Genomic DNA, 12,335 nt, shown 5'->3' on the forward strand with positions numbered 1-12,335 from the left:
CGAGTGAATCGTCTGTACCGCGCGATGGCGGCTGCAACGCGGCGATTTGCGGGCTGCCGCAGGCGGCACATCGCTTTGAGGATGACGCAAGCGTGTCGCGGCGGATGTTGGCGCGGCATGAAGCCCGCTGGACGCGGTGCTGCAAGCTCGCTTCGTGGATGGTACGCGCGGCTTCGCCTCTGCCGTGAATTGTCATATTGCATGCGGTGTATTAGCGGCCCGTCGTTTTGTGAGTTTGCCATGCGCGTTTCGTACCCCCCTGCTGCTGCATCAACAACTGCGGTGAAAACCGCCGAGGCTCCTTTCGTCGATACCGCGACGGTGTCCACGCCGATGGCCGCCGCGCCTTCCGGGCTGGCGGGACGGTCACGGCCGCGCCTGCCCAACGCCGGCGCCCCGCCGCTGGTGCCGCTGCCGGATGCCGGCGGCAAGCGCGCCCCAGCGCCGCTGGTGGCCCTGGATGGGGATTTCTCCAAGGACCGCCGGGCCGAAATAGACGCCCGGCAGGTCACCGTGCACGCGTTGCAGACCAGACTGGGAACACTGAGCGCCGACGCCGGGGTGGCACTGAAACCGGGCAGTGTCGCGGCGCAGTTCGCCGCCGGCACATTGACCCCGGTCTATCTGGATCCGCCCGCTTTTCGCGCGATGGCAAAAAGCCTGTCCGGCCAGGGCGCGGGCCGCAAGACGGAGCCGCTGCTGGTGGATGAGCAGGGTCAGCGCATCGTGTTCGACCTGCAGCGCGCCTTCGTTCCAGGTGACCGCCTCAGTGACGAGGCGACCGCTGCGCTGGGCAAGGCGCTGGATCTGCCCGCGCAGGGCCTGAAAAATCCCGACTGGCTCCAGCCTGCCGCGCAATCCAGGACGTCACGCCGGCAATTGCAGAAAGTCCCGCGCTATAAAGGCCATGAGATCCCCGCGCAGCAGGGCGCCGTGGGCTTCTTCAAAGCCAACGATCATCGCCTGTTGGAAGGCAAGGGCGAGACGCTGCGCGCGCAGCGCAAGGAGCTGGTCCACGAGAACTACCTCCAGGCAGACAGCACCAAGGCGCTCGGAAAGGACGTCATGGTGCATCGCGGGCTCTACGACTTCCACAAGGGGATCCCGGAAAACTCGATCGCCGCGCTCGATCGCGCCTACGATGAGGGATATCGCACCCTTGAACTGGATGTCCAAGTGACTGCCGACGGGGTGCCGATGATGATGCACGACTTTACCGTAGGGCGGATCCTGGACGATCCGGAGGACCGCCTGGTCGCACAGACGCCGTTCTCCCAGTTGCGCGACCAGCCATTGGTGATCCGCAATCCCGTGGACGGCAATTTCGTGCGCACCGATCAGCGTCTGGCCAGCATCGAGCAGATGCTGAATCACGTGCGCACGACCAAGCCCGGCATGTCGATCGTGCTGGATTGCAAGGAGCAGACCCCCGAGGACGTTGCGCTGTTGTTGATGAAACAGCCGAAACTGGGCGGTATCGCCGCCATAAAGGTGAATTCTGCGTTCTACAAGGGCGGGTTCGATCAGTTCTTCTCCAACATGTGCAAACGCCTGCAGATCAATCCCGAGCATTCGCAGGACGAGCCGCGGCGTCTGAAACTGCGCCGCGATCTGGGCAAGATCAACGTGGTGCCGGTCCTGGACCAGGGGCCGATTGAGGAACCGCAAGTCCGCAAGTTTTTCCCTGGCGGCGGAACCGGGGCGGAAGGGTTGGCCGACACCGCCACCGGCTGGCTGAAAAGCTGGAGCCAGATGCATCCTGTCATCGTCGAGGCGATGGTCTCCAATCCCGATACCGACGCGGGCAAGGCCATGCAGATGGCGCGCGCGCGCGTGCGGCAGCCCGGCTCCGGCATGGACAAGGCCGCCTTGGGCGTCGTCTACCGCTACGAGGATTTCTCGTTGCCGAAGTCGGACGGCAGCCGGGAATACTTCACCTGGGGCATCTTCGGTGAGATCAATCCATTGCCGAAGGTGAAATTCGAGGAAGAGCGCGGGACCACCGGCGCGTTTCGCGATCGCGGCGAAAGTGTACTGACCGATCAGCCCGACGAAGAGTTCCTGGCCCTGCGCGAGAACCGCAGGTTGTCACATGGACATACCGGAATGGAGTTGGACGTGCCGCCGGATACGCAGATCGACAAAAACCGCGATGCCGAGATTGCCGCCCTGCGGAAAAAGCAATTCGTCGCGGCCAAGCAGCCACCCGATGAGGTGCATATTCAGGCGGTACGCGACGGGGCAAGGCTGGATCAAGGTGCATCCCTGAAACTGCCGCCTGCGGCGCGGCAGGCCATCGACAAGCAAGCCGAAGCGCTGGGCCTGTTGACCGACCGCTATCGTGGCGCGCCGGTGAGCCATTATCTCAACGAGCAGGCCAAGCAGACCGAGCCGAAGGAGTAGCGCCGCGCTGCCGCCGCGGTGCGGACGAGCGGATCGTCTGTACCGCGCGATGGCGGCAACGCGGCGATCTGCGGGTTGCCGCAGGCGCCGGGCTGGCGCAGGCGGCACGTTCGCTTGCGCCGATCGCGCCAGTCGGCGGCAGCTGTTTGCGTCATGAAGAGACCGCTGCCGGGCTTCACCGGGGTGGCCGCGGGCTTTGCCAGACGGGGGCCTCCCGGCCCACACTTGCATTCCTGTCGCGCTGGCAAGGCAATGACCGACGGCCTATTGACTACACGTGTCGCCACGGATGCGTTTGGCGACACGTGTAGTCACTGGGGTGGGCGGATGCGACGCAAATCGATCGGGGATCAGGAACTGGCCCTGCTGCAGTACATTGGCGAACAGGGCGAGGCCAGCGTCGGCGAGGTCGCCGCCGGCTTCGGCGAGACCCGCGGGCTGGCCCGCTCCACCGTGCTGACGATGATGGAGCGGCTGCGCGCCAAGGCCTATCTGCGCCGGCGCCAGGTGCAAGGCGTGTACCGCTACACCGCCACCGCCGGGCAGGACGACGTGGTGCGCAGCGCGGTCGGCAGCTTCGTCGAGAAGACCCTGCAAGGCTCGGTGTCGCCGTTCGTGGCGTGGATGTCGCAGCGCGCCGAGGTCAGCGACGACGAGCTGGCCGAACTCGAAGCATTGGTGGCCAAACTGCAATCGCAGCGGCGGGACGACTGAGGCATGGACACGATCTTCGGCACGCGCTTGTTCGAGGTCCTGCTGTCGCGGCTGCTGGCGACCAGCGTGCAGGCCGCGGTGCTGGTCGCGGCAATCTGGGCGCTGTGCCGCTGGCTGCCGAGCCTGCCGGCGGCCGCGCGTTGCCGCTTGTGGTGGCTGGTCGGCGCGCAGACCATGCTCGGCCTGGTGTGGGCCGGCGCCGTGCACCTGCCGGTGCTGCCGGCCGTGCCGGCGCCGGCCGCGCTCGCCGCGACGGCATTGCCGGCCGCGGCGCGGCAGAACCCGGCGGCGACGAGCGCAACGTCGCCCGCTTCGCCGCATCTCACCGCGTCGCAGGCCGCGTCTGCCGCCGCGCCGCTACCCTGGGCGCAGGTGCTGGCCGCGCTGTGGCTGGCGGGCGTGCTGCTCGGTGCGCTGCGCAGCGGCCATGCTTACCGCGCCAGCCGGCGCCTGGTGCAGGCCAGTACGCCGTGCAGCGACGCCGCCTTGCTCGGCGCCTTGTGCCTGGCCGCCGCAGCGCACGGCCTGCGCCAGCCACCGCAACTGCGGCTGTCCACACAGATCGATTCGCCGCAGCTGATCGGGCCGTGGTGGCCGGTGCTGCTGCTGCCGGCGCGGCGCCTGGCGGCGATGCACGCCGACGATCTGGATATGGCATTGACCCACGAACTGGTGCACTTGCAGTGCCGCGACCTGTGGTGGGGCCTGCTGCCGGCGCTGGCGCAGCACCTGTTCTTCTTCCATCCGCTGGTGCAGCTGGCGGTGCGCGAATACGCGCTGGCCCGCGAAGCCGCCTGCGATGCGGCGGTGATGGCCGGGCATCGGCACTGCCGGCACAACTATGCGCGGCTGCTGCTGCAGCTGGGCGTGGCGCCGCGGCCGGCGGCCGGTGTGGCCAGCGCCTCGCCCAGCTTCGTCAGCCTGAAGCGGCGGCTGCTGATGCTGCAGAGCACCGCATCGTTTTCGCGCCTGGGCGCCGGGCTGATCACCGCCGCGATCGCGCTGGCCGGGGTGATGCCGCTGCGCCTGGTGGCCAAGCCGGCGCCGGCCACTGCACCGGCTGTACCTGCGGTGCCAGCGCCGGCCGTTCCGATCCTGGCGAGCGTACTGGCGCCGCCGGCACCCGCCGTGCCGGCGGCTGCGGCACCGCCAGCCGCACCTGCAGCTCCCGTTGCGTCGCTGCAAGCCGATGCGCCGCTGCTCAGCCAAGGCTGCGTTTCGCTCTCGCAGCACGGCGACCAGGACGCCTACGTGCTGGTACAGGACGGGCACAACCTGATGGACGCCTCGCTGGACGACCTGCACGAAGCGCGTCGCCTGGCCGGCGACGACGGCGAGATCCTGTGGTTCCGCCATGACGGCCTTCGCTACATGGTCCGCGATCCGGCGGCGCTGGCGCGCTTCCAGGCGCTGCACGCACAGACCCTGGACCTGGCCGATGCACAGGCCGAGCTGGGCGACCAGCAAGGCGATCTCGGCGAGCGCCAGGGCGAGCTGGGCGAGCGCATGGCGGAACTGAGCGCGCAAATGGCCGAAAGCGCTGCGCGCCAGGCCGAGGCGGCGCTCGCCGGCAGTCGTGGCACCGCCAGCCAGGCGCAGATCGATCGCGTGACGGCGCAGCGCGCGGCCGAGCAGATGCGCCGGCAGGAGCTGGCAAGAAGATCCAGGACCTGGCCAGGCAACAGATGCAACTCGGATTGCAGCAATCGCAACTGGGCAAGCAGCAGGCCGACGCCAGCGTACGTGCGCGCCAGCAGGCCGAGCAGTTGATCCGCCAGGCCATCGCGCAAGGGCTGGCCACGCCGATCGACGGCTGAGCGATTCCCCGCCGCGGCGCCCGCGCGGATCGTCGCCGCGGACGCCGACAGAGTGGGGGCAGGGAAGCGCGGGACGCTTTCGCGCCGGACCCTCACCCCAACCGCTCTCCCGTCGGGAGAGGGGCTTTATACGCTGCGCTACGGCGCTTCCGCGAACGGCACCACCTCGCGCTCTTCGGCATCGGCGTCGACCAGGCGTTGCAGCAGCAGCGCCAGCGTCACCACGTCCTGGTGATTGTGGGCGGCGACGCGGCGCAGGTTGCGCGCGCTGCCGCCACGTAAATAGCTCAGCCATGCGGCCGGCGCTTCGGAGCCGGGCAGGTCGTCTTCGCGCACGATGCGCAGCAGCTGGCGTTCGATGGTGGACAGCTTGCAGTTCTCCCAGGTGCCGCGGTAACGGCGGCGGGTGGGATGCAGCAGGTCCACGTGGTCCAGTGCCGACAGCGGATCGGCGCAGCGCGCCAGCCGGTAGCGGGTTTTCAGCAGCGGCGCGTCGTAGCAGCGGCCGTTGTAGCTGGACAGCACCGTGGTCGGCGCCAGCCATGCGCGGAACGCTTCGAGCATGGCCTTTTCCGCACCCATCGTGGCCATCATCAGTTGGCGGATGCGCAGGCCCGGGCCTGCGAGCGGATCCAGGTACCAGTCGGCCGCGCCGATCATGAAGGCGCGGGTGCCGGTGCCGCCGGCCAGTCCGGTGGTCTCGGTGTCGAAGAACAGCAGATCCGACGGCTGCACCGCGTCCTCGCGGCGGGCGAAGGCCAGCGATAGTGCGGTGGCGGGAATCGGCTGCGGCAAGAAGGCTTCGATCAGGTGCAGGCCGGGTGCGATCTCCACGCCGGGCAGGTGGCGGTCGGCCGCCTGCGGCTTGCGCGGCGCCGCGGCCGGCGCCACCGCGCGCTCGCGCATGCCGAGCAGGCGCCGCAGCGAGGCGACGTCGGCACCGCGCCGGTCGAATGGTTCGATCGCGATCGGCGGCACCTCGGCGACGGCGGTGTGGCCGCTGCGTGCCGGCAACGGTGTACGTGGTGCGGGCGGGAGGGGCGCCGCATCGGTGTCGCGTGGTGGCTTGCGCAGCGTCGCCGCTCCGCCTGCTGGTGCCGCTGCCCGTGCAGGAGCGCTCGCCGCTGCGGCAGCGCCAGCTGCGATCGCCTTGCCTGCTGGTCGTACGCCCGGTGCGGGCGCACGTGGCGTCTCCACGCCCGGATCGCCGGCCTGCCTGCGCAGGGCGCGCAGGCGTTCGAGGCTGATGTTCATGCGCTCCACTCCGGCAGCGCATCGCATTCGCTGTCGATCGTGGTCGTTTCCTCGTCCAGTGCCGGGCCACCGTCCAGCAACAGGCGCAGCACCTGCAGGGCAAGTGCCTTCGGCGTGGTCGCACTGTCCTCCTGCGCGGCCAGCACCGGGCCGACACAGGCCGGGCAGCCGGCCACGCAGTCGCAGCGCTGCACCAGTTCGCGCGCGCGCTGCACCAGCTCGGCCTGGCGCTGCCACAGCGGTTCGCTCAGGCCCACGCCGCCGGGGAAGTTGTCGTACAGGTACACGGTGGGCACGAACTGCTGCAGCTCCACGCCGACCGGCTCGCCGTTGTCGCCGCCGCGCAGCTGGCCGCGGCCCTTGGCGTCGGCCATCGCGAACCAGGCGCCGTCGCCGTCGCCCACTGCTTTCTGCAGGTCGCGCGCGTCGGCCATCACCGCCACCGTGGCCGCCACGTGCAGCGCGTAGGCTGCGCCGAGGAAGCCGTCCAGCGCGTCCTGCTTGGCCGCGAACGCCTTCAGCAGCGTGGCCTGCGGCAGTTGCCACCACACCGCGGTGGTATGCAGTTCCTGGTCGGGCAGGGTGACCGGGCCGTAGCCGATGTTCTCGTGAGTGTAGTAGCGGATCTTCTTGTAGCCGGCCACGCGCCGCACCACGTGCACCTCGCCGTGGTGGCTGTCGCCGCGCCCGGCCGCGGCGCCGTCGAAGCGGTCCAGCACCTTGAGCTTGGTGAAGTCGATGCTGTCGGTGTAGTAGTCCACGTGGGTGCGGGTGACGTAGGCCTTGCGCCCTTCCCAGTCCAGTTTCTCGACCTGGTACGGGGTGCTCTGCACCATGTGGATCGCGCCTTCGTACAGGGTGAGCGCGGCGGCGGAATAGTCCACCTCGGCGATGATTTGCTGCTTGCCGTCGGTCTTGTCCACCACCACGAAATTGCCGTCGGCCACCGAACGCAGGCTCACCGCGTTGGCCGGGTAGCTGTCGGCAATCCACTCCCAGCGGTCGCCTTCCTGATGCACCACGTCGCTTTCGGCCAGCGCTTCCAGGAACACCGCCGGATCGACCGGGCCGAACGCCTCGCCGGCGACGAAGGTCAGTTCGAATGCGGCGCAGCGGATGTGGTCGAACAGGATCAGCGGCTGGTCCGGGGCGATGCGCGCGTGTTCGGGCGAGGCATCGGCGAAGAAGTCCGGATGCCGTACCACGTACTGGTCCAGGGGCTGCGAACTGGCCACCAGTACGCCCAGCGACGGCTGCTGGCGGCGCCCGGCGCGACCGAAGCGCTGCCAGGTCGCGGCCACGCTGCCGGGGTAGCCGTTGAGCACCACCACGTCCAGCGCGCCGATGTCCACGCCCAGTTCCAGCGCCGAGGTGGAGACGATGCCGTCGATGCTGCCGGCGCGCATCGCGCGTTCGGCCTCGCGGCGCTCGGTCGGCAGGTAGCCGCCGCGGTAGGCGCGGATGCGCGGCGGCTTGCGCGGGTCGTGGTCGAAGATGTCCTTCAGGTACTTGGTCAGTACTTCCACCATCAGCCGGGTCTGCGCGAACACCAGCGTCTTTAGCCCGCTTTTGATCGCGATCCGCGCGATGCGGTTGCTCTGCGAGCGCGCCGACGCGCGCAGCCCCAGGTCGGCGTTGACCACCGGCGGGTTCCATAGCAGCACGTGCTTGTCGCCGGACGGCGCGCCGGATTCGGTGATCGCATGCACGCGCTGCTCGATCAGCGCTTTGGCGTGCGCGTGCGGATTGCCGATGGTGGCCGAGCACAGGATGAACTGCGGGTTCACCCCGTAGAACGCGCAGATGCGCTTGAGCCGGCGCAGTACGTTGGTGACGTGGCTGCCGAATACGCCGCGGTAGGTGTGGATTTCGTCGATCACCACATAACGCAGGTTCTCGAAGAACTGTGCCCACTTGGTGTGATGCGGCAGGATCGCCTGGTGCAGCATGTCCGGATTGCTGACCACGATGTCGCCGTGCAGGCGGATCGCCTGGCGTGCGTCGCCTGGGGTGTCGCCGTCGAAGGTGAAGGCCTTCATCCCCAGCTCGCCGGCGCGGTTGAGTTCCAGCAGCTCGGCCACCTGGTCCTGTGCCAGCGCCTTGGTCGGGAACAGGTACAGCGCCTTGGCCTGCGCGGTCATCGCCGCGGCCACCACCGGCAGCGTGTAGCACAGCGACTTGCCCGAGGCGGTGGGCGTGACGATGGCCACGTGCTCGCCGCGCTGCGCCGCGTCCCATGCCTCGGCCTGATGGCTGTACAGCTGCTCGATGCCGCGCGCCTTCAGCGCCGCGACCAGTGCCGCTGGCACGTCGTCCGGGATCGGCGCATAGCGGCCCGCGCGGCCGGGGAGCATGAAGCTGCCGGTGATGCGGTCGTGGTAGCGCCGTTCCAGCCGCTCGGTCAGCAGTGCGCCGTCGCGCGAGGGCTCGCCGCCGGTGGTCGACAGGGCGCGCTCGGCGTCCTCGGTGCGGCGGGCTAGGGCGTGGGCGGGCATCGGCACGGCTCTCAAAGCGGGACAGGGAAGCGGAAATGCGTCTCAGGGTATGAGACACGACACTGCGGAAGCCAATGGCCCACTGACCGCGTTCAGAAGGCACGCCAATCGGCAGCGTGCGCGAAGTTGCCGCATCCGGCATCGCATGTGCCGAGGCGTCCCAATCGAGCCAACCGCCATGAAGACCCTGCCCAACATCCATTCCGGCGACGTCTTGCTGGAGGCATTCCTGAACTCGCTGGGCATCAGCCAGAACGCACTCGCGCTGCCGCCGCGCCGCCTCAACGAGATCGTGCTGGGCAAGCGCAGCATCAGCGCCGACAGCGCGATCCGGCTGGCCGCCACGCTCGCTACCAGCGAACGCTTCTGGCTCGGGCTGCAGGCCGACTACGACCCGGAGCAGGCGCGGCGCGCGCTCGGCGCGCAGACGCGCAAGATCGCGCGCATCGCGGCATAACCCACGCAGCTGCGTGGCCGCCGTCGCGATGGCGGATGGCGACGGCGCGTGCGGACCGACAACGCTGACCTGACCTGATCGTCGCGGCCAGCGCGTATCCTGTGCTCCCCCCTAGCGCAGCGGCGCCGTCCCTCGACGCGCCGAAGACTCGCCTTGTCAGTGCCTTCCCCCGCCCCCGCCGCCCACTACAAAACCGCCGGCGCCCGCCGCGCCGACCTGATCGTGCACGCTGCCGGCCTGCTGCTGTCCATCGTCGGCGGCGCCATGCTGATCTGGCGCCCCCATGCCAACCACGCGCTGCTCCTGGCCACCTGCGTCTACGCGCTGGGAATGCTGGTGATGTTCGCCTGCTCGGCGGCCTACAACTTCGCCCCGCCACAGCGCCAGCCGATCCTGCGCAAGCTCGACCACGCCGGCATCTTCGTGATGATCGCCGGCTCCTACACGCCGCTGTTCGTGTTGGCGCTGTCCGGCGCCTGGGTCTGGTCGATGACCCTGGCGGTGTGGGGCGTGGCGCTGTTCGGCGTGTTCGCCAAACTGTTCCTGCCCGGCATCAGCAAGGGCTTCTGGGTCGCCATCTATCTGCTGCTGGGTTGGGCCGGTATTGTCGCGATCAAGCCGCTCATGGCCAGCCTGGACAGCGCCGTGCTGTGGTGCATCGCCGCCGGCGGCATGTTCTACACCGTTGGCGTGGGCTTCTACGTGCGCAAGTCGATGGTCTACAACCGTGCCATCTGGCACGCACACGTGGTGGGCGGCGCACTGTCGCACTGGTGCGCCATCTGGTTGAGCCTGCAGCCGTTGCAGGTGGCCTGAGCGTCCACGGCGCGGCGCTGGTGATGTTCAGCCGGCAACCGTAAGCTCGGCATCTGCAATGGGTATGCCTGGGAAAGGACCGATCTCGATGAGCAATGCCGTGCGTTCCGTCGTTGTCGCCGCGCTGTTTGGCCTGGCCGCGCATGCGCATGCCCAGCAGGCCGCCCCGGATCCCGCAGCCGCCGCGGCCAGCCCGCCGCCGCAGGACATCCAGACCCTCGACGAAGTGCGCGCGCTGCCGCCGGACGAGGAGCAGCCGCTGGACCTGTACCGCTTCAAGAATCCGGTCAGCGCCCAACCCAGCCGCTTCGACAAGGACTGGCGGCCACCGCCCTCGGTGGAGCAGGTCAGCCAGGGCGGAGGCTACCTCGCGCTCGGCGTCTATTACGTTGCCGGCAAGGTCGCCAAGGGCCTGCACACCTTGACCGGTGCGCCGGACCAGATCCAATCGGCCATCGCTCGCCCACCGCCGCTGAGCGACGCGCAGATCCGTCGTGCGGCGGAGCTCTGCGATGTGCAGAACGCGGATTGCGCGGGCAAGCCGTGAGCGTGTTCCTGCGGGTACTGCTGTCGGTGTGAGCGGATCGCCGGCCGGTGCCGTCCATCCCGTGGACGATCGCGCCGCTGCATTCGGGATTCGGTCCCCCGCCTTGCACTTGCCCGGCATCAAGCCTGCACCGCCGCGCTGCGTGGCGTGCGCAGAGAGCGGGCAGGTGCTTGCCGCTTACAGCGGGCAGCGCAAACGGCGGCCGCGGTGCACGAAGGTATCGCTGCGTGTGTCGTAGCTGCGGTAGCGCTGTTGGCAGGTGCGCACGTGGCGATACCAATCGTCGTGCCGCGACCGGTGCGCGGGAGGATTGCCCGGGCGCGGACCCCATTTGGGATCCCAGCGTCCATAGCGCCTGTCGTCCGGGCGATCGTCCCTGCGGTGGTCGCCGGGACGATCGTCATGCCGGTGGTCGTGGCGGGCTTCGTCGCGCCGAGCAGGGTCGAGTTGGCCCGGCCGCGGCGGGGCGTCGTGGCGCCGGCCATCGTCGTGGCGGTCCTGAGGCGCGACCTGGTCCGCGCCTGCAACGGCGGGAAGGCCGGCGGCCAGGGTGCAAGCGAGCACAACGCCAAGCATCTTGTTCATTCGACTCTCCATGGGCGGGTAACGCACTGTGTGCGATCCGGCGCCGACGCTACGCGCACCGGTACGGTGACGCCGTGATGTCGGCCGCCGCCTGGCGAACGACGTGGCCGCGACGGGTGATCGCTGCCGCCACGCCTGCTCGCCATTTCAGTCCGCACGGCAACGGCGTTTCCAGGCGCTCGCATGCGCTGAAGCCGGCGGCCGTGCCGGTGCCGAACCCCTGCGGCGCCGGCAACGCGTGCCGTCGCGGCCTGTCCACCCGTGCTGGCCGCGGGCACGTCGGGCCATCGGGCCAGTCGCCCAGGGCGATGGCATATGCGTGCATGGATCCCCCGCTGCGGATGGCTGCAATCGCGTGCAGACGGAACCCTCCATCAACGCCGGGGTTGCGTTGCGCAAATGGCGACGAGCTGAGCGGTGACGCCGCACCCGCAGACGCGCCGAATGCGGACATGCGCTCGCTGCGTCAGCGACGTGCGTACTTTTCCAGCTCGTTTGTGCGTGCGTTGATCCGCTCCAGCGCCGCTTCTGCGCGCTGCAAGGCGGCTGCCTGGCCGCCGCCGCCGAGCGCCTTGTCCAGATCTCCCGCCTGCGCAGCGGATTGCTGCCAGGTGTACTGCGCATCGATCAGTTTGGCCCTGTCGCTGCCGCTGAGCCGGTAGCGCAGGGTGTCGTAGGCCCTGGCCATGCGATCTTCCTGCGCTCTGCGTTCGATGCAGCGCTGTTGGTCGTATACGCCACTGGCCTGCTTGCGGCAGTCCAGGTAGGCGGCGGACACGCCCTATGATGCGTTGGCGTTTTCCGACTATTGCTGCTGCAGTTGCTGTTGTTGCAGTTGCATCTGTTGCTGTTCTTGATACTGCTCAGCGCTCGCCTCGGCACTGGCGGCCGCAGCGGCCAGCAACACGATCCACAACAGCCAGCGGCGCTGGTTTCGCTTGGTTTGCACGCGTCCTTCCCCTTCTGCCGATGCCGGTCTTTACCGGCACAGATGTACCAAGCGTGCGGTTAATGTTTTGCTAAGGATGGCGGGCGTCGCGGTCATGTCGGCGTAGGGAGCGCGATCGCAAACGTAACGCTGTGCACGGACATCCTCAGCTTGTGCTTCGACGGCGCGCGGCAGCCCACCGATCCGCTGACCTTCGAATTCGCGCAGAAGACGTTCGTGCCGACGCAGGATCTGGACGTGCTGTTCCTGCGCTAGCTGGATGGCGCCACGCGCGGTCCGCAAGCCAACGTCCCGCTGA

Annotated in this window: 12 protein-coding genes; 7 read left to right on the forward strand and 5 right to left on the reverse strand. The window is 68.9% G+C overall.

What is annotated here, in order from left to right; all coding sequences use genetic code 11:
- Positions 1-240: 240 nt before the first annotated feature.
- The 3 genes from avrBs2 to E4A48_RS17720 all read left to right on the forward strand — a co-directional run bounded on the left by avrBs2 (position 241) and on the right by E4A48_RS17720 (position 4,887).
- Positions 241-2,403, forward strand: coding sequence for a type III secretion system effector avirulence protein AvrBs2 (gene avrBs2 / locus E4A48_RS17710; RefSeq protein WP_185910675.1), 2,163 nt, complete (start codon positions 241-243; stop codon positions 2,401-2,403).
- A gap of 327 nt (positions 2,404-2,730) precedes the next feature.
- The gene (locus E4A48_RS17715; protein WP_058197178.1) at positions 2,731-3,117 is read left to right on the forward strand and encodes a BlaI/MecI/CopY family transcriptional regulator; all 387 of its coding nucleotides are present in this window, start codon (positions 2,731-2,733) and stop codon (positions 3,115-3,117) included.
- Between the two features lie 3 nt (positions 3,118-3,120).
- On the forward strand, positions 3,121-4,887 hold the full coding sequence (locus tag E4A48_RS17720) for a M56 family metallopeptidase (RefSeq protein ID WP_260607989.1): 1,767 nt from the start codon (positions 3,121-3,123) through the stop codon (positions 4,885-4,887).
- A gap of 185 nt (positions 4,888-5,072) precedes the next feature.
- On the opposite strand, the gene E4A48_RS17725 is transcribed toward E4A48_RS17720, so the two are convergent.
- Positions 5,073-6,215: a ribonuclease H-like domain-containing protein gene (locus E4A48_RS17725; protein WP_409976348.1), complete on the reverse strand. Its 1,143-nt coding sequence runs from the start codon at positions 6,213-6,215 to the stop codon at positions 5,073-5,075.
- Positions 6,185-8,683 (reverse strand): DEAD/DEAH box helicase, encoded by a 2,499-nt coding sequence (locus tag E4A48_RS17730; protein ID WP_142742878.1) that lies wholly within the window; start codon positions 8,681-8,683, stop codon positions 6,185-6,187. Before E4A48_RS17730 ends, E4A48_RS17725 begins: the two co-directional genes overlap by 31 nt.
- A 178-nt stretch (positions 8,684-8,861) precedes the next feature.
- On the opposite strand from E4A48_RS17730, the gene E4A48_RS17735 reads away from it, so the two are divergent.
- From E4A48_RS17735 to E4A48_RS17745, 3 genes are all read left to right on the forward strand, one after another.
- Complete coding sequence (locus E4A48_RS17735) at positions 8,862-9,140, forward strand: HigA family addiction module antitoxin (RefSeq protein WP_142742879.1); 279 nt, start codon at positions 8,862-8,864, stop codon at positions 9,138-9,140.
- A gap of 153 nt (positions 9,141-9,293) precedes the next feature.
- Complete coding sequence (trhA, locus tag E4A48_RS17740) at positions 9,294-9,956, forward strand: PAQR family membrane homeostasis protein TrhA (protein ID WP_039006506.1); 663 nt, start codon at positions 9,294-9,296, stop codon at positions 9,954-9,956.
- Between the two features lie 88 nt (positions 9,957-10,044).
- On the forward strand, positions 10,045-10,503 hold the full coding sequence (locus tag E4A48_RS17745) for a hypothetical protein (protein ID WP_058196248.1): 459 nt from the start codon (positions 10,045-10,047) through the stop codon (positions 10,501-10,503).
- A 177-nt stretch (positions 10,504-10,680) separates the two neighbouring features.
- On the opposite strand, the gene E4A48_RS17750 is transcribed toward E4A48_RS17745, so the two are convergent.
- The 3 genes from E4A48_RS17750 to E4A48_RS20670 form a co-directional block, all read right to left on the reverse strand.
- Positions 10,681-11,088 (reverse strand): BA14K family protein, encoded by a 408-nt coding sequence (locus E4A48_RS17750; protein WP_039006502.1) that lies wholly within the window; start codon positions 11,086-11,088, stop codon positions 10,681-10,683.
- A gap of 466 nt (positions 11,089-11,554) precedes the next feature.
- On the reverse strand, positions 11,555-11,866 hold the full coding sequence (locus E4A48_RS17755) for a lysozyme inhibitor LprI family protein (protein WP_260607990.1): 312 nt from the start codon (positions 11,864-11,866) through the stop codon (positions 11,555-11,557).
- A 27-nt stretch (positions 11,867-11,893) separates the two neighbouring features.
- Positions 11,894-12,037, reverse strand: coding sequence for a hypothetical protein (locus E4A48_RS20670; RefSeq protein WP_155521910.1), 144 nt, complete (start codon positions 12,035-12,037; stop codon positions 11,894-11,896).
- A gap of 141 nt (positions 12,038-12,178) precedes the next feature.
- Here E4A48_RS20670 and E4A48_RS17760 point away from each other — a divergent pair, with 141 nt between their 5' ends.
- Positions 12,179-12,292, forward strand: a complete 114-nt coding sequence (locus tag E4A48_RS17760) for a DUF4424 family protein (RefSeq protein ID WP_409976383.1) — start codon at positions 12,179-12,181, stop codon at positions 12,290-12,292.
- Positions 12,293-12,335 lie beyond the last annotated feature (43 nt).

Origin of the sequence: Xanthomonas translucens pv. cerealis, from assembly GCF_006838285.1 — a bacterium.
Classification (GTDB): Bacteria; Pseudomonadota; Gammaproteobacteria; order Xanthomonadales; family Xanthomonadaceae; genus Xanthomonas_A; species Xanthomonas_A cerealis.

Bases quoted from the DNA above. Each gene is read 5' to 3' on its own strand.
- E4A48_RS17720 (WP_260607989.1), top strand. From the start codon at position 3,121: ATGGACACGATCTTCGGCACGCGCTTGTTCGAGGTCCTGCTGTCGCGG.
- E4A48_RS17745 (WP_058196248.1), top strand. From the start codon at position 10,045: ATGAGCAATGCCGTGCGTTCCGTCGTTGTCGCCGCGCTGTTTGGCCTG.
- E4A48_RS17725 (WP_409976348.1), bottom strand. From the start codon at position 6,215: ATGCGATGCGCTGCCGGAGTGGAGCGCATGAACATCAGCCTCGAACGC.
- E4A48_RS17730 (WP_142742878.1), bottom strand. From the start codon at position 8,683: ATGCCCGCCCACGCCCTAGCCCGCCGCACCGAGGACGCCGAGCGCGCC.
- E4A48_RS17735 (WP_142742879.1), top strand. From the start codon at position 8,862: ATGAAGACCCTGCCCAACATCCATTCCGGCGACGTCTTGCTGGAGGCA.
- E4A48_RS17750 (WP_039006502.1), bottom strand. From the start codon at position 11,088: ATGAACAAGATGCTTGGCGTTGTGCTCGCTTGCACCCTGGCCGCCGGC.
- E4A48_RS17715 (WP_058197178.1), top strand. From the start codon at position 2,731: ATGCGACGCAAATCGATCGGGGATCAGGAACTGGCCCTGCTGCAGTAC.
- avrBs2 (WP_185910675.1), top strand. From the start codon at position 241: ATGCGCGTTTCGTACCCCCCTGCTGCTGCATCAACAACTGCGGTGAAA.